The organism is Bradyrhizobium sp. STM 3557 (assembly GCF_045571465.1).
Classification (GTDB): domain Bacteria; phylum Pseudomonadota; class Alphaproteobacteria; order Rhizobiales; family Xanthobacteraceae; genus Bradyrhizobium.
In genome coordinates, this window is the sequence record NZ_CP120697.1 from 1,783,858 (window position 1) to 1,799,814 (window position 15,957).

The 15,957-nt window shown below is 64.1% G+C and carries 18 protein-coding genes; 3 read left to right on the plus strand and 15 right to left on the minus strand.

Going from position 1 to position 15,957, the window contains the following annotated elements; genetic code table 11:
• Positions 1-43: 43 nt before the first annotated feature.
• Genes P6U24_RS08085 through P6U24_RS08115 form a run of 7 tightly spaced genes read right to left on the minus strand, consistent with a single transcriptional unit; the run spans position 44 to position 6,567 of the window.
• Positions 44-1,255, minus strand: coding sequence for a phosphopentomutase (locus tag P6U24_RS08085; protein WP_407158617.1), 1,212 nt, complete (start codon positions 1,253-1,255; stop codon positions 44-46).
• The gene (locus P6U24_RS08090) at positions 1,243-2,187 is read right to left on the minus strand and encodes a beta-xylosidase (protein WP_407158618.1); all 945 of its coding nucleotides are present in this window, start codon (positions 2,185-2,187) and stop codon (positions 1,243-1,245) included. Before P6U24_RS08090 ends, P6U24_RS08085 begins: the two co-directional genes overlap by 13 nt.
• The gene (locus P6U24_RS08095; protein ID WP_407158619.1) at positions 2,184-2,948 is read right to left on the minus strand and encodes a TIGR04290 family methyltransferase; all 765 of its coding nucleotides are present in this window, start codon (positions 2,946-2,948) and stop codon (positions 2,184-2,186) included. The genes P6U24_RS08090 and P6U24_RS08095 overlap by 4 nt, the downstream gene beginning before the upstream one ends.
• Positions 2,945-3,751 (minus strand): nucleotidyltransferase family protein, encoded by an 807-nt coding sequence (locus P6U24_RS08100; protein ID WP_407158620.1) that lies wholly within the window; start codon positions 3,749-3,751, stop codon positions 2,945-2,947. Before P6U24_RS08100 ends, P6U24_RS08095 begins: the two co-directional genes overlap by 4 nt.
• A 1-nt stretch (position 3,752) precedes the next feature.
• Positions 3,753-4,856 carry a glycosyltransferase gene (locus P6U24_RS08105; RefSeq protein WP_407158621.1) on the minus strand — a complete coding sequence of 368 codons (1,104 nt, stop codon included), beginning with the start codon at positions 4,854-4,856 and terminating at the stop codon, positions 3,753-3,755.
• Positions 4,853-5,449 carry a histidine phosphatase family protein gene (locus P6U24_RS08110; protein ID WP_407158622.1) on the minus strand — a complete coding sequence of 199 codons (597 nt, stop codon included), beginning with the start codon at positions 5,447-5,449 and terminating at the stop codon, positions 4,853-4,855. The genes P6U24_RS08105 and P6U24_RS08110 overlap by 4 nt, the downstream gene beginning before the upstream one ends.
• A 23-nt stretch (positions 5,450-5,472) precedes the next feature.
• The gene (locus P6U24_RS08115) at positions 5,473-6,567 is read right to left on the minus strand and encodes an inositol-3-phosphate synthase (RefSeq protein WP_407158623.1); all 1,095 of its coding nucleotides are present in this window, start codon (positions 6,565-6,567) and stop codon (positions 5,473-5,475) included.
• Positions 6,568-6,902: 335 nt separating this feature from the next.
• On the opposite strand from P6U24_RS08115, the gene P6U24_RS08120 reads away from it, so the two are divergent.
• Entirely contained in the window at positions 6,903-7,178 is a 276-nt protein-coding gene (locus tag P6U24_RS08120) for a hypothetical protein (RefSeq protein ID WP_407160387.1), read from the plus strand.
• Positions 7,179-7,225: 47 nt separating this feature from the next.
• Positions 7,226-8,200 (plus strand): hypothetical protein, encoded by a 975-nt coding sequence (locus tag P6U24_RS08125; protein ID WP_407158624.1) that lies wholly within the window; start codon positions 7,226-7,228, stop codon positions 8,198-8,200.
• Here P6U24_RS08125 and P6U24_RS08130 read toward each other — a convergent pair.
• Positions 8,097-8,891, minus strand: coding sequence for a Crp/Fnr family transcriptional regulator (locus P6U24_RS08130; protein ID WP_407158625.1), 795 nt, complete (start codon positions 8,889-8,891; stop codon positions 8,097-8,099). The two genes, P6U24_RS08125 and P6U24_RS08130, sit on opposite strands and share 104 nt — an antisense overlap.
• Before the next feature lie 426 nt (positions 8,892-9,317).
• Here P6U24_RS08130 and P6U24_RS08135 point away from each other — a divergent pair, with 426 nt between their 5' ends.
• On the plus strand, positions 9,318-10,226 hold the full coding sequence (locus tag P6U24_RS08135; RefSeq protein WP_407160388.1) for a c-type cytochrome: 909 nt from the start codon (positions 9,318-9,320) through the stop codon (positions 10,224-10,226).
• Positions 10,227-10,248: 22 nt separating this feature from the next.
• On the opposite strand, the gene P6U24_RS08140 is transcribed toward P6U24_RS08135, so the two are convergent.
• From P6U24_RS08140 to P6U24_RS08170, 7 genes are read right to left on the minus strand one after another with little or no spacing between them, the layout of a single operon-like run.
• Positions 10,249-10,659 carry a c-type cytochrome gene (locus tag P6U24_RS08140; protein ID WP_407158626.1) on the minus strand — a complete coding sequence of 137 codons (411 nt, stop codon included), beginning with the start codon at positions 10,657-10,659 and terminating at the stop codon, positions 10,249-10,251.
• A complete protein-coding gene (locus P6U24_RS08145) occupies positions 10,640-11,536 on the minus strand; it encodes a cytochrome c oxidase assembly protein (protein ID WP_407158627.1) in 897 nt (298 codons plus the stop codon). The genes P6U24_RS08140 and P6U24_RS08145 overlap by 20 nt, the downstream gene beginning before the upstream one ends.
• A complete protein-coding gene (locus tag P6U24_RS08150) occupies positions 11,524-11,859 on the minus strand; it encodes a hypothetical protein (RefSeq protein WP_407158628.1) in 336 nt (111 codons plus the stop codon). Before P6U24_RS08150 ends, P6U24_RS08145 begins: the two co-directional genes overlap by 13 nt.
• Positions 11,860-11,866: 7 nt before the next feature.
• Entirely contained in the window at positions 11,867-12,469 is a 603-nt protein-coding gene (locus tag P6U24_RS08155; protein WP_407158629.1) for a heme-copper oxidase subunit III, read from the minus strand.
• Positions 12,466-14,379 carry a cytochrome c oxidase subunit I gene (gene ctaD, locus P6U24_RS08160; RefSeq protein WP_407158630.1) on the minus strand — a complete coding sequence of 638 codons (1,914 nt, stop codon included), beginning with the start codon at positions 14,377-14,379 and terminating at the stop codon, positions 12,466-12,468. Before ctaD ends, P6U24_RS08155 begins: the two co-directional genes overlap by 4 nt.
• Positions 14,376-15,380 (minus strand): cytochrome c oxidase subunit II, encoded by a 1,005-nt coding sequence (gene coxB / locus P6U24_RS08165; protein ID WP_407160389.1) that lies wholly within the window; start codon positions 15,378-15,380, stop codon positions 14,376-14,378. Before coxB ends, ctaD begins: the two co-directional genes overlap by 4 nt.
• A complete protein-coding gene (locus P6U24_RS08170) occupies positions 15,380-15,940 on the minus strand; it encodes a c-type cytochrome (RefSeq protein ID WP_407158631.1) in 561 nt (186 codons plus the stop codon). Before P6U24_RS08170 ends, coxB begins: the two co-directional genes overlap by 1 nt.
• Positions 15,941-15,957: the final 17 nt, after the last annotated feature.

A 15,957-nucleotide genomic window follows, 5' to 3' on the forward strand; every position in this document is an offset into this window, starting at 1 on the left:
TCTAACCTAGATCAATAAACCAGGTGAATGAGCGGGGTGCGCGTCACCAGAAAGCGTGACCGTGGCGCGCTGGGGCGAGCTTCAGATGCCGTGCGACCGTCGCTCCGATGTCCGCAAACCCGTCGCGAGATCCGATGGAGCCACGGACGTCACCGTTGACGACCAGTATCGGGACCCGCTCGCGCGTGTGGTCGGTGCCGTGCCAAGTCGGATCGCAGCCGTGATCGGCGGTGATGACGAGCAGGTCGTCCTTGTTCAACACGTTCAACAACTCCGGCAGCCGGGCGTCGAAATCCTCCAGCGCCGTCGCATAGCCGCATATGTCGCGCCGATGCCCGTACAAGGTGTCAAAATCGATGAAATTGGCGAACAGCAGCCCGCCGTCGTCGAGCTCGCCCAGGCCCTTCAGCATTGCCGTGAACAGCGCATCATTGCCGTCGCCCTTGAAGTTTCGCCCGGTGCCGCGATGCGCAAAGATGTCGTCAATCTTCCCGATCGAGACCACCGATCGGTGATCGGCTTGAGCTGCGTCGAACAGCGTCTCCTCCGGCGGGGGAACGGCGAAGTCGCGACGGTGTGCGGTGCGTCTGAAGCTTTCGGGCGTATCGCCGATGAAAGGCCGCGCGATCACGCGGCAGACATTCAGCGGATCGAGCAGGCGGCGCGCGATCAGACAGATCTCATAGAGACGTTCCAGGCCGAACGTGCCCTCATGCGCGGCGATCTGGAACACGCTGTCTGCCGAAGTGTAGCAGATCGGCTGGCCTGTCCTCATATGCTCGTCACCGAAGCGGGCGATGATCTCGGTGCCCGAGGCATGACAGTTGCCGAGGATGCCAGGCAGCTCGGCTTGCTTACAGAGCGCTGCGGTCAGTTCCGCAGGAAAGGCCGGAACTGTTTGCGGGAAGGTGTTCCATTCGAAGGGAACGGGAACGCCGGCGATCTCCCAATGGCCGGATGGCGTGTCCTTGCCCCGAGAGTGTTCGCTGGCGCAGCCGAATTGCCCTTTGAGCGTTCCTTGGCGTTCAAGGCCCGGTGGGCAACGGCCGCTGGCCAGCCGGCAGGCCTCGCCGAGGCCAAGGGCGACCAGATGCGGCAGCTGCAGCGGCCCGGTGCGCTTTGGTCCGTCGGCAAGACCAGCGGCGCAGGCTTCAGCGATGTGGCCGATCGTGTTGGCACCATCATCGCCATAGCGCGCCGCATCGGGAGCACCGCCGATGCCGACCGAATCCATGACTGCGATTACGGCGCGCATAGCGTCGGCTCCATGCTCGCCGGTCTGGTTTCTGCAACGCCTGTGCGTGCGCAATAGCGCGCGATCATGCCGGCGCAGAAATCGGCGAACTCATTGACGTCGAGCGGCGGGCTGGTGTGATGCGGAGCGATGCCGCGATGCTCCGGCGTGAAGCAGAAGGTCACGGTAACGTCGAATTCGGCGAGCGCCTCCATCTGCCGATCGAACCAGGCCAGCGCGTCGGGACGAAAGCTGTCGGCCCAGGACAGGCCGGTCCGCAGATGGCGAACGCCGAGGCGGCGCAGCCAGCGCACGGCCTCGCCCAGCCGGTGATCCTCGAAATGAAACCACTGGCAGAGGCCGATGGCGGATGCGTATTGCGGAAACAGCTCCGCGGCGGCTTTCGGCGTGCCGTCCTCGCGCAGCAGTCCCATATGGAAATGACGATAATAGGAGGAGCCTTCGGCCTCCTTGTGTCGGGTGGTCGCCTCCCAGGCCGTCGGCAGATCATAGAGACTGTACCAATGAACCCGGGGCGTGCGGCCATTGAGCAGCTCTGTGGTTCGCCGTAGCCCCCATGCCTGCACCTCGTCCGCACCGAACGAGGAGACGCCGACCTCGGTCACCCAGACCGGCAACGCAACCAATGCCTGGATCTCCGCGAGCTTGGCCGGCCATTCGTCGATCTTCCAAAGGTTCCAATCGAGCGGGAAGCCGTGCACGGCAACGGCGTCGACATGATCGAGCACACCGCGCGCCTGCATGTTGTTGATGAAGGCCGGATCGATCGGCGAGATGCCGCCGAGCACGCGCGGCAGGCTCGAATGGGCCGAGCGGATCGCCTTGCCGGCGGCGATCGCCGTCTCGGCGAAACGCGCCCAATCAGGGTCGAGCTGAATATCCCAGTGCGACTTGTTGTTGGGTTCATTCCAGATCTTGGCAGCCTCGATCATGCGGCACCTCGCGCCGGATACACAGGTCCATCGCTCTGCGGCCGCGCGACCTTTCGGCAAAGATAGACCTCGTCCTCGGGATGGGCGATCACGGCAAAGCCGGCGCTGCGCAGCATGGCCTCGACGCAGGCGCGGTTTGGCGCCCACCAATTGGTGGGATCATCGGCATATTTGTGCTCGATGAAATGCATCTTCGGATAGCCGGGGCTGTCGAACTGGGCCGTGGTCCAGAAGTCGTAGTTCCGCGCGACCGGGTCGACACGGGCCTGGCCTCGCAGCATCGACTGGAACAGCATCTGATCACGCACGACGTGCTCATGGATCAGATCGAGCGCGAGCAGGGGATGGCGCAGGTGGTAGAGCACGCCCATGAAGATCACGAGATCGAACTGCTCGCGCAGCTCGCCGACGTCGTATGCCGAGAGCTTGCGAAACTCGATTTGCAGTCCGTTGACGTCGGCGGCGAAGCGGGCTTGCGCGAGATAGTCGTCATCGGTGTCGAGCCCGAGCACCCGTTCGGCGCCACGTCGTTTCATCTCCATGGCGTAGAAACCGGCGTTGCAGCCGATATCGAGCACGGATTTTCCGGTCAGATCGGACGGGATGACCTCTGCGAAGCGGCGCCATTTCACGTTCGGGTAGTCGCCGAGAAAATGCGACGGCGCTGTCGGCACGCCATTGAGATCGAGATTGTGAAACCATGGACCCAGCGCGTCGATGCGGCGCTGGATCTCGTCGCGGGAGAGCACGGCCTGGCTCATGCAAGGCCTCCGTCGAACGTCGAAGCCATCATGGCATCCGGCGCCGTGGCGGGCCGCACCATGGGCCGCGGTTCGTGGCCATCCTGCCTCGCCGCCAAAAGCGCGATTGCGGTGCGGTAGCCGTTGATGGTGCCGACATCGACGTAGGATTCGCCGGCTTTGATGCCGAGCGCGGATCCGCCCGCGTCGAGATAGCTGTTCACCAGGGTGCCGAAATATTCATCGGTGCGATTGCGCTGCTGCCACAGCGTGTGCAGGTCGCGGAAGCCGGACGCGGACATCCGAAACGCACCCCAGATCCAGTTCGACTCTGCCTTCGCCGTCTTGACCTGGATCTGCTTGACGCGCTCGCCGTTCAAGACGACGGCGTCGAAGAATTCGGGGTGATCGACCGGGAACAGCAGGAACGAGAGATCGGCATCGGGCAGCGTGCCAAGCGCAGACTTCGGAAACCACACCGTGTCGGGCAGACCGACCAGAACGTCCTCGCGGTCGCCAATGACGGTGGAGGCGCGGAACACGGCGTCGCAGAGGCCGGCGGCATCCGGCTGCACCACATAAGCGAGCTGCGCGCTGCCATAACGATCGCCGAAATATTCCAGGATGTCGGATTTGCCCGGCGAGATCACGAAGCAGATCTTGTCGGCACCGCCAAGGATCAAGCGCTCGAGCAGATATTCCGACACCGCACATGGGCGATCGACGCCATGATCGCTGCGGCTGCCGACCGGCAGCAGTTCCTTGGAAAATGCCAGAGGCTGGATGCGGCTGCCACGGCCTGCCGCCGGTACGATACCCCACATGTCAGGCCTCCTCGACGGCAAGATGGGAGTGGCTGTCGCTACTGCTCTGTTCCAGCAGCGCAATCAGCTCCTGCGCGCGCTTTGCCGAACTATGCTCGTCCAGCGTCCGCTCGCGCGCATGCCGGGCGATGCGCGCGAGCGCATGATCATCCTGAGTGAGGGCGGCGAGCGTATCCTTCGTGCTACCAGCGAGCAGGATCTCTTCACCGGGCGAGAAGAACTGCTCGATGCCGTCCCAGCGATCGCTGATGAGCGGAGCGCCGCAGGCGGCCGCTTCGAACAGGCGTCCGGAGGGGCACCAACCCATCGCCGCCATCGCCTGTCGCGTCACGTTCAGCGTCAGGCGCGAGGATGCGAAGAATGCCGCATGCTCGGCCGGCGGCAGATGACGGACGAAATAGATGTTCGGCGACCAGGGGAAATCGTGCGGATATTGCGCGCCGCCGATCAGGAAGCGCAGATCCTGCCGCGCGCGGGCTGGATGCACGAACAGCTCCTCCACCGCGCGCTGCCGATCATCTGAATAGGTCCCGAGATAAGACAGGTCGGCGCGATAGTGCGGCTGCGGCGCCACGGGATGGTGAATGTCGGGATCGACGTGGCCATAGAGCGGCTTGATCTGCCGGGCACCGAGCTTCTTGCGATATTCCTCGACCAGGCGGGGCCCTCCGGTGAAGCTCAGCACGAGGTCGAAGCCGGCGAGCCCACCAGCGCCGATATAGGACAGCCGCTCGCCGGCCTGCAGCCGCGCCAGCGTCACGGGCGTGTCGAGATCGTAGAAGATCTTGAGCGGCCGCGGCCGATCGAGGATCAGCTCCGTCACTTCCAATCCATCGGCGCAGTAGGAGGTGAGGATGACGGCGTCGGCATCCTCGATGGCAGCGCGCGCGGCCTGTTCGACCTCCGACCATGTGGGATAGAGCACGAGGCGGCCACCCGGCAGCTCCGGCAGATCGCGAGCACCGGCATAATAGGGAACGTCGCGCTCGAAGAAACTGATGTCGTGCCCGGCGCGGATCAGATGTTTGCACAGGCCGCGCCACAGCGTGGCATGGCCGTTGCCCCAGGACGAGGAGATGGTAAGGCCGAAAATGACGATCTTCACGCCGCCACCCTTTGATTGACATTGCGGAGCTTGACGCCACCGTCGCCGTCGACCAGTGTGGTGATGCTGGCCGGATCGATGTCGATCGACAGGAAGTCATCGAGCAGAATGCGCGCGTAGTGCAGCACGACCGCCCGGATCGGCTCGGCATGGCTGACGATGGCGACGGTCTCACCTGGTCGCTCGAGGCAGAGCGCCTCGATATGACCGATCATCCGCGACTGCAGGGCCTGCATGCTTTCGCCCCGCGGTGGGGTGCTCGCGCCGCGATGCGCATTCCAATGCCGCCAGGCTGGATCATCCGCCAGCTCGTGGAAGCTGCGGCCAGTCCAGTCGCCGACATCGATCTCGTCGACGTCGGCGGCGACATCGACTGCGAGATGAAAGCGCTCCGCTAGGATATCGGCCGATTGCATGGCGCGGGGCTGCGGGCTCGACTGGATGATCGACGGCGCCGGCTCAAGATGTTCGGCGCAGGCAGCCATGGCGCTGCGGCCTTGTTCGTCGAGCTCGACGCCGGCCATGCGGCCGCACAAGACGCGGCCGAGCAATGCGTGGTGGCCATGACGGACGAGATGGATGGTGGTCGGCATCGCCGCTCTCTCAATTCCCGAGGTCAATTCTTGGCGTCGATGAAGGCGCGCGTACGCAGGCGGGCTTCGTCGTCGGTGAATTGCTGCGGCGGTGACTTCATGAAGTAGCTCGACGGCCCCGTCAGCGCGCCGGAGATGCCGCGGTCGAGCGCGAGCTTCGCGCAGCGCACGGCGTCGATGACGACGCCGGCCGAATTCGGCGAGTCCCAGACCTCCAGCTTGACCTCGGCGCTCAACGGCACGCCGCCAAAGGTCGTTCCTTCGAGCCGGATATAAGCGAGCTTGCGATCGGTCAGCCAAGGGACGTGATCGCTCGGCCCGACATGGACATTGTCGGCCTCCAGCGGCACATCGAGTTGACTGGTGACGGCCTGCGTCTTCGAGATCTTCTTCGAGGTCAGGCGGGACCGCTCCAGCATGTTCTTGAAATCGCTGTTGCCGCCGACATTGAGCTGATAGGTGCGGTCGAGCCGCACGCCGCGCTCGCGAAACAGGTTCGCGAGCATCCGGTGCAGGATGGTTGCGCCGACCTGGCTCTTGATGTCGTCGCCGATGATCGGCAGGCCTGCATCGCTAAAGCGCTGGCGCCAGGCCGGATCGGACGCGATGAACACCGGAATGCAGTTGACGAAGCCGCAGCCGGCCTCGATGGCCTGCGCGGCATACCATTCGGTCGCTTTCTGCGAGCCGACCGGCAGATAGGACACGACGACGTCGGTGCGCGACTTCATCAGCACATCGGCGACGTCGGCCTCGGGCTCGGGGGAGATCGGGACATCGTCCTGCAAATACTGGCCGATGCCGTCGAGGACGGGACCGCGCTGGACAGTGACGCCAGTGCGCTCGACCGCTGCAAAGCGATGCGTGTTGTTCGGCGCGGCCCAGATCGCGTCGGCCACGTCGCGTCCGACCTTGCCCGCATTGACATCGAATGCGGAGGCGATCTCGATATCACCGATGTGATAGCCGCCGAGATCCACATTCATCAGGCCGGGGACAGGCTCATTGGCCTTGGCGTCGCGATAATGCGTGAGCCCCTGAACGAAGGAACTGGCGCAATTGCCGAGGCCGACGATGCCGACGCGGACCCTGCGTCTGTCTTGAAGTCGAGAATGCATGGATGGCCGTGCTCCACTGGCGGCTTCGAGGTCAAACGTAAGTACGTTCGCGAACGTGTCCCCGTGACGTTCGTTCCTCGGATCGCGAGGCTACGCCGGACGCGTGCTCCAATCCCGCGGGAAAAAACAAAAAAGCTTAATCCAGGTTAGATTCACCGAGCATCTCTCAGGAACGATCTGCTTCTTTGATGAAGATGAAGAAGATGATGCTTGAGGCGGCGCCCCTGGCGGGCCGGCACGTGGTCGTAAGAACAAATTCGCGGCTGTTGCGTTTGGATGCCGAGAGACGTCGCAGCTCCACTGCGCGATCGCGTAACGATTTGAGGAGGTCCGCCATGAGCGACAGCGAAACCACCACTGATCATGACACGATCCGGAAATGGGCCGATGCGCGCGGCGGCCGTCCGGCCACCGTCAAGGCAACGGAAGAAGATGGGCACGCCGGCATCCTCCGCATCGATTTCGGGCCGAAGGAGGCCGCGCTCGATCCGATCGACTGGGACGAGTTTTTCCGCAAGTTCGACGAGTCCGAGCTCGCGTTCCTCTATCAGGACCGGACCAAGGACGGGAAAATCAGCCGATTCCACAAATTCGTCCGCCGCGCCGCGTGAGTTCCGCGGCCAGAGGCGAACCGGCCGGGAGCGATTGGGTTGCGGCGATGCGCACAGGCGATTTCGCCGCGGCATGGGCCATCGCGGATCGCGACCTTGCTCGTCTGTGCAAGGAGGGACCTCCCAAGCACGAGGGACCGCGGCATCTGCAGCGGATCTGGCGCGGCGAGCCGCTCGCCGGCCAATCCGTGCTGGTGCGCTGCTATCATGGCCTCGGCGATACCATTCAGTTCGCGCGCTTCCTCCCCGCGCTGAAAGGGATCGCCCGCGAGGTGACAGTCTGGTGCCAGCCGAATTTGGTCGGGATGATTGCGCGGGTGCCAGGCGTCGATAGGGTGATGGCGCTCCACGACGGAACGCCTGAGGTCCCCTTCGACGTCGATATCGAGATCATGGAGCTGCCCCATGCCTTGCGCGCGGGACGTGATCTCGTGCACGTGCGATGCCCCTATCTGACCGCAGCGTCCGCGCAGCCCGCCGCGCGGGCGCGCGACGGCGCCTGCACTGTCGGCCTGGTCTGGCGGGTCGGTGACTGGGACAAGCGACGCGAGGTGCCGGCGTCCGCACTGCGCAGTCTGGCGCTGCCCGGCGTTCAACTGTTCTCGCTCCAGCGTGAGGCGCCGGCCTCCGATATCGCCGGCATCGGCGCCGTCGACATCAGCACCTCCGACGTGGAGATTCTCGCGTCCCGGCTGCAGACTCTCGACCTCGTGATCTCAGTCGACACCATGGTCGCGCACCTTGCAGCGGCGCTGGGGCGTGAGACCTGGGTCATGCTGCATGCGGATTGCGACTGGCGCTGGCCCGCCACGGGGAGCCGGACCTATTGGTATCCGCACGCGCGGCTATTCCGTCAGCACAGGATGGGTGACTGGAGCAGCGTCATCGCCGAGCTCACAGCGGCATTGCAGGCGCGGTTCACAGCGCCGAGAAGGGCATCTCTGCGCCGTTCGACTGCGGCTCAGAGGAGCGCGGTTCCGGCTGAAGGACTGGTTGCCGCAACCGAAGATAATCGGGCTTGAATCCGGCCAGACGGACAAGCCCCGGCCAATCGGTAATCGTGATCATCCGCGATTGCCATTGCAGCAGGCCCTTGCGCCGTAGATCCTGAATCGTGCGATTAGCATGAACAGGGGATATGCCACAGATCGCTGCGAGGTCTGATTGCGTGAACGGCGATGGAAAGCGGTCATCGCGCGCAAGCCCGACGGCGCGGAGCCGGACCGTGATCTCACAGATCAGGTGAGCGGCACGCGCCAGGGATTCGCAGCTGCCAAGGATGACGAGCCAGTTGCGCAGGCATGCGATATCCGCCAGCGCCAGCAATGACAGCGCGTGAGCCATGCGTTCCGATTGCGCGCCGAGATCGCGGAAAAACGCGTGCGGGACAAAGGCAACGACGGCCGGTCCTAGCGCACACAGGCGCGCATCGACGCGCGGTGACAATGTCGTGTAGAGGTCGGGAACGTCGCCGGGAACGTGAATGGACGTGATCTGACCGGCGGAATGATCCGCGTCCTTCCAGCACGTATAGCCCTGCAGCAGAAGGCAGCATTCGCTCGCGTGCTCGCCGCGCCGCCTGATCTCGTCATGCGAGGAGAAGTGCCTGATGGCGCTCGGCATGCGTGCGAGCAGCTCGAGATCGTCGCTCGACAGCTCCGCAACACTCGTCAGGCGGTCGGCAAATCGTGTAAACGCAAAACCAGTCTGCATGTCCTTAACCTATGCGGCCGTCAGCTGAACTGTCGCTGGTACCGTCGGCAGGGACGCAGCGCTGCTCGGTGGCAGATCTTGATCTCATATGTAGTAATTTCGCAAATAGTAGCCTTGCGCCTCGGGATCCCATCGTATCTTCGCTTGCGCCCAATCGAACGAGCGTAGGCGAACCTGCTTGAGGCCAGAAGATCAAATGATACGATCTGGTTCTGCCTCTCGAGCTCCGTATCCGGAACGAGTGTGATCCAATCGGGGGTGCCCGTCTCTAACAAGGGTTAGTCGAACGGATTTCGATGGCGGAACTTGGCTGCCGACAGATGCGCCCAGTCTCGGCTCATTTGTTCCGGAACGGCTGGCGCCTGCGGGCGTTTTCGGTTCCGAAGCGGGAGCGAGCAGCGCGTGCGGAGACCATGGATCACTGCTTTGGTTTGGGCGGCCTGCGCCGCTTGTATCGTCGGTATCATTGCTGCGATTGGCTGGCTGGTGACCGCGCCGCGACCGGCCTTCACTGCTGACAGTACATCGCTGTTCGATCAGGCCGGCGATGCGAGGAGAGGCGAGCAGGTGTTCCTGGCCGGGGATTGCGCATCCTGTCACGCCTCGCCGGGACAGGAGGATCGGTTGCGGCTCGGGGGAGGGCTTGCGTTGGCCTCGCCTTTCGGAACCTTTCGTGTGCCGAACATTTCAAGTGATCCGACCGACGGCATCGGCGCCTGGACCACAAAGGACCTCGCCAACGCGCTGCTCAGTGGCGTGTCGCCGGACGGCAGTCATTACTATCCGGTCTTTCCTTATTCGAGCTACGCACATCTGACGATCGAGGATGTTGCCGATCTCCTGGCCTACTTGCGCAGCTTGCCGGCAGTGTCCGGCCGTGCGCCACCGCATGACATCAATCCTCTGTTCTCGATCCGCCGCTTCCTGGGCTTCTGGAAGCTGCTCTATTTCCGGCCGGGCAAGATCGCGCCAGATCCGGCGCATGACGAGCAATGGAATCGCGGACGCTATCTGGTGGAAGCTGCCGGACATTGCGCCGAATGCCACTCCTCGCGAGATGCGTTCGGCGGCATCAAGGACAAGACGCGCTTCGCCGGAGGACGGGATCCGGTCGGAACGGGGTTCTATCCGAACATCACGCCGGCGCGGATCGGCCATTGGTCCCAGGCCGATCTCGCGGAGATGCTGATGTCAGGCAATACGCCTGATCATGGCCGGGTCGGATCATCGATGGCTGACGTGGTCACCAACACGGCCCAGCTGTCGCAGGCGGATCGCGATGCGATCGCGGCCTATATCAAGTCGTTGCCGGCGCGGCCGACGGAAAGGCCGTGAAGGGCCGTCGCTGCGCAGGTCATCACTGCGCGTAGAGATAGGCGGCAACATCGCGCGCTTCGGCCTCGGTGATCCCGGTCGCTGGCATCGCCGAGCGCGGTGTGAATGTCTGCGGCGATACGATCCATTTGATCAGATTGTCAGGGGAGTTGTTGGCGACACCGCCGACATAGATCCGGTGAACGAGCCCGGTCAGCGGCGGTCCGACCTGGCCGTCGGCGCCGGCAAGACCTGGGATGGTATGGCAGCCGCCGCAGCCGTAGCGGCGCATGATGTCGTGGGCACGTGCGGGATCGCCGCCCGTCATCGCGCGGGCGACGCGCTCGGCCTGTCGTCGCGCCGACCAGGCCATGCCGCCGCCGACCGCGGTGACCACGCACACAATGGCGATCAGGCTTGCGAGCCAGACCGATCTAGAGCGGACGGAGGACATCGGCTTGCCTCGCCTGATCGCTGGAACGGCGAATCCAAAGCGCCAGCAAGGCCAATGCCGCGCCGGCGTAGATCGTGCCTGCCGGCACCCACATGATGACGCCCGCAAGCTGCTGATCCTCGAGGGGCGTCAGGCCCCAATGGGCCGCGGCCGCGGTCTGCGCGCCATAGAGCACGCGCGGCGCCAGTGCCATCAACGCGCCCAGCACGCTGGTGTGCAACATGGTGATGAAGACGTGCCAGGCCGCGGCCCCGGCCGGGCTGCGCCAGAGCACCGCCCACCAGAACAGCACGGCTGACGCGAAGAAGCTGACATGCTGCAGCCGATGCAACATGATGTTCTCGACCACGGCATCGAAGAGCAGCGGCGCGTGCCAGATCCAGATCGCGACACCATGGAGCAGGGTGGCCGTGCCGCCGCTTGCAAGCGCGCGCCAAATGCCGCGAACCGGCCAGCTGCGCAGGAGGGCCGCCGTCTGCCATCTCGACGCGCGGGGCAGCGCCCATAGCATGATTCCGAGCGGACGCGCCGCGACCATCAGAGGCGCCGAGATCGCCATCAGGATCTCATGTTCGATCATGTGGAAGGTGAAGAGGTGCTCGCCGAGCCAATGCAGCGGTGAGGTCAGCGCAGCGCCGAGGCTGATCCAGCCGAACCAAAAGGCCAGAGGTCGCAGGCCCGGCATTTTCCCGCGCCTGCCGCGCGATCGCAGCCGCCAGCTCCCGGCGCCGTAGAGGACCGCGACCATGACGAGCGGAGCGACGATCCAAGGATCGAAGGTCCAGACCGCATGTAAGTCATTCGCCGCCTCGCCATGCGCGTGGGCGGCTCGGCCGAACGTGGCCGTGACAAGCGCGAGGAGGATCAGCGTTCGCATCCGCTCAGTACCAATGAGGCCGCGCCCTGCATCAGAAGCGCGAAGGTGAAGACCAGAGCCGCCAGCGCGCTGAGCCGCGAGGCGAAGGGCAGGCTGTGGTCATCGCCGATGGACGGCCGATGATCGAGAGACCAGGACATGCCACCGCACGCGAGCACGGCGAATGCGCCTGCAAAGGAGATGATGGCCGAGAGGTGATGTCGGCCGATGCAATCCGCGGTCGGCAGCATTTCGCCGAGCTGGGTGTTGATGGCCCAGGCGACGCCGCCGATCACAAGGCCAGCCCAGGCCATCAATTTCGCCGATGTGCTTGGCAGTCTCATGGCCTTCTCACAGCCTCGCCAACCAGTAGATGCAGCCATAGAGCGGAAGCCACGTACCGACGACAAAGTTCCAATACATGGCGTTGTCCTGTACGTCGCCGAACCGCCGTGGATTACCGCCGTGCCCGGTGAACATCAGCACAGCCAGCACCAGCGTGTCGACGAGGTCGGTGAGGATGTGCGTGGTATGCAGCCCGAGCAGCGTCCACACGATCGAGCCATAGGCGTTCGTATCCCACTTGATGTGCAGCGCCGGAAACTCGAACACGCGGATGATCAGCGGCACGATTCCGAGCACGGACATCACGATCATGCCGATTCGCACCTTGCGTAGATCCTGCTGCTCGGCCCAGCGCGACAGCAGAATGTTCGGAGCCAGGCTGATGAGCAGGACGATCGTGACCAGCGTTCCCGGCAAGAGATCCGGCGGTGGCGCGTTCAAGGGCCAGCTTGGTGCGAGGCTCATCAAGTAGAGATAGACCGCAATGACCAGGGCAAAGCCGCTGCCCTCGATCAGCATGAAACCCAGCGTGCCCCACCAGGTCACGCTGGCAGCCCCGAGCCCGTGCAGGGGCAGCATGGATATATCGAGCACGGTGCGTTGCTTCATGCATTGTCCTCCGGCGCGCCGGTTGGCCAGAACCAGCCGATCAGAGTGATGGCGACCGGGATCGAGCCCCACACCACCGCCCAGGGCGAGAAAATCGACCAGATCAGCATGACGGTGGTCGCGATCGCGGCGAGCAGCGGCCAGATCGAGTTGCGCGGCGAGGACTCGCGGGCTTGCGGCTGAGCTGTCGTGATCGTGGTCACCACGATCTCACGGCGGTTGGTTCGTAGGCCGCTGGCGACGTTGAGCACGCCCGCTTGGTCCCATAGCGGATTGGCGCTGTCCACCACGGGGATCTGGGTGAAATTATAGGCCGGCGGCGGCGACGCCGTGGCCCATTCCAATGTCGGCGCATCCCAGGGATTATCGCCGGCCGGAGGGCCGGAGCGCGCGCTGATGATGGCATCGATGAAGAAAATTAGGAAGCCGAGTGCGAGAATGCCGGCACTGATGCTGATGAACAGGTTCAGGCCATGCCAGGGCAGGTCGGGCTGATAAGTGTAGATCCGCCGAGGCATGCCCTCGAGCCCGAGAATGTGCATCGGGAAGAAGGTGAGGTGAAAGCCGACGAAGATCAGCCAGAAGGCCCAGCGCCCGAGCCGCTCGCTCATCATCCGTCCGGTGATCTTGGGAAACCAGTAGTAGACGGCGCCAAGCAGCGGAAACACCGCGCCGCCGATCAGCACGTAATGGAAATGCGCGACCACGAAGTAGGTGTCGTGCACCTGGGTGTCGAACGGCACGGACGCGACCATGACGCCGGTGAGTCCGCCGATCACGAAGGTGACGATGAAGCCGATCACGAACAACAGCGGCGTCGTGAACACCGGCCGGCCGTCCCATAGCGTTGCGATCCAGCAGAAGATCTGAATGCCGGCGGGAATGGCGATCGCCATGCTGGACGCCGTGAAGAAGCTCTCGCCGAGCCGCGGCAATCCGGTGACGAACATATGGTGGACCCAGAGGCCGAAGGCGAGAATGCCGGTCGCGACCACCGCCATGACAAGCGCGAGATAGCCGAACGCCGGACGCCGGGCGAAGGTCGCGACCAAGGTAGAGACCATGCCGACCGCTGGCAGGAAGATGATGTAGACTTCCGGATGGCCGAAGAACCAGAACAGATGCTGCCACAGCAGCACGTCGCCGCCTTCGGCCGGATTGAAGAAATGCGTGCCGACCAGCCGGTCCAGGATCAGGCTGGTGCTCGCAACCATGATGGCGGGCATTGCCATGATCACAAGGAAGGACGTCACCAGCATCGACCAGACGAACAGGGGAATGCGCTCGAGCGACATGCCGGGTGCGCGCTGCTTGAACACGGTGACGACGATCTCGACCGCGACCGCGAGCGCGGACAGCTCGGTGAAGGTGATCATCTGCGCCCAGATGTCGGAGCGCTTGCCGGCACCAAATTGCGGGCCGGACAGCGGCACATAGGCGAACCAGCCGACGTCGGGGCCCATGTCGAGCGCAAAGGCGATCCAGAGCAAGAGGCCGCCGGCGAGATAGATCCAGTAGGAGAACGCATTGAGCCTTGGAAAGGCGATGTTGCGGGTGCCGACCATCAGCGGCACGAGGTAGACGCCCATCGCCTCCATGACCGGCACGGCGAACAGGAACATCATGTTCGCGCCATGCATCGTGAAGATCTGATTGAAGCGATCCGGTCCGATCATGCGCCCTTCGGGCTGCGCGAGCTGAAGCCGCATCGCGAGTGCGAGTACGCCGCCCAGCACGAGAAACAGGAAGGCGGTGAAGATGTAGCGGCGGCCGATGATCTTGTGATCGACGGTGGTCAGCGCGCCCCAGAAGCCGGGTTCGGTCTTCCAGGTGTGCGCGAGCGCGTCCTGAAGATCATCGCGCTGCAGCTCGGTGTCCAGCGTTTCCGAATGGACGGCATCATCGGTCATTTGAGGCTCGCCAGGTAGGCGGAGACCGCGCGCAGTTCGTCCGGCGTCAGCGGCACCAGCGGCATATTGTTGCCGGGCTTGAGGGTCTGTGGATCGGCGATCCAGGCTGCGAGCGAGCCGCGTGTGGTCTCGAGCAGCCCGGCCGCGATGGTTCGGCGGCCACCAACGTGAGTGAGATCGGGACCAGGCGTGCCGGCAGCCTTTGTGCCCCGGATGGTGTGGCAGCCGGCGCAAGCCTTGGCCATGAACACGTCATGGCCAGCCGCACTTGCTTCGTCCGATGCCTGTGCAGCCGGCGCACGCTGCGCCTCCGCCCAGCGCTCGAAATCGGCGGGCTCCTCCGCAATGACGAGAAACGCCATATGCGCATGCTGCATCCCGCAGAATTCGGCGCATTGTCCGCGGTAGGTGCCGGCGTGATCGGCGCGGAACGTGAGCTCGTTGAGCCGTCCGGGAATCAGGTCCTGCTTGCCGGCGAGACTCGGCGCCCAGAACGAATGGATCACATCGTCGCCTTCGAGCAGCAGGTGCACATTGCGCCCGACGGGAACGTGAATCTCGTTGGCGGTCTCGAAACGGCGCGACGGATCGGGACCGACATATTCCACGCTCCACCACCATTGCAGGCCGCGGATGCGGACGGTGAGATCGTCCGGTCCGGCGACGGTCAGCGCATGTGTCGTGAAGAAGCTCGTGAGGGTGAAGACGGCGATGATGATCGTGGTCGCGCCGACGGCGGCGCTGACGACGTAACTCATTCGGCGCTCGCGCGGGGGCGCCAGCTCGGTCGGTTGGCGCCATTCGCCGCGTCGCCGCCACAGCGCATGGATCATGGCAACCATCACCAGCGCCCACACGATCGAGCAGATCGCGACGATGAAGATGATCAGTTGCTTCAGGCTGACTGCGGAGGGGCCGTGCGCGTTGAGGGCCGACTGCCAGTTGTTGCAGCCCGCGAGCAGCGTACAGGCCGGCAGGAGGCTGACCCGAGCAAGCCGGATCACGGCGTCGGTCCTTGGTCGGGATGAACCGGTGTCGGCCCTTCATCGAACAGGATCGCGGCCGGAGCGCGGTTCTCGGCAGGCCGGGTCTGCTTCTCGTCGTTGCGCGATGGAGCTGCGGTCTTCGCCGAATAGGCGCCGATGGTCTGCACATATCCGGCGAGCTGCCAGATCTGATCGGTCGTCATCTTGTCTTTGAAAGCCGGCATGCCGTGCGGACGTCCGTCGCGGATCGAGGCGACGATCGAGACCATCTCGGGGCCGTACAGCCACCAGCCGTCCAGAAAGGAAGGACCGATGCCGCCCTGGCCATCGCCATGGCAGCTCTTGCAGCCGAACCAGGTGTAGAGCCGCTTGCCCTGGCTGAGATTGTAGGCGTTGGACTCGTAAGGCTTGTTCAGCGCGAAATAGACCTGCGGTGGTGCGCCCCCGATGCGGTTCGGCGACAGCGCAATCTTGTCCAATGCGTCGGTAACAGGAGGATCCGGCCGCAATTCGCGCTCCTCACGCTGGCATCCTCCTAACGTCACAACGCACAGAAACAGCACGACCGTCCGCATGGTGATATCCATCGAGC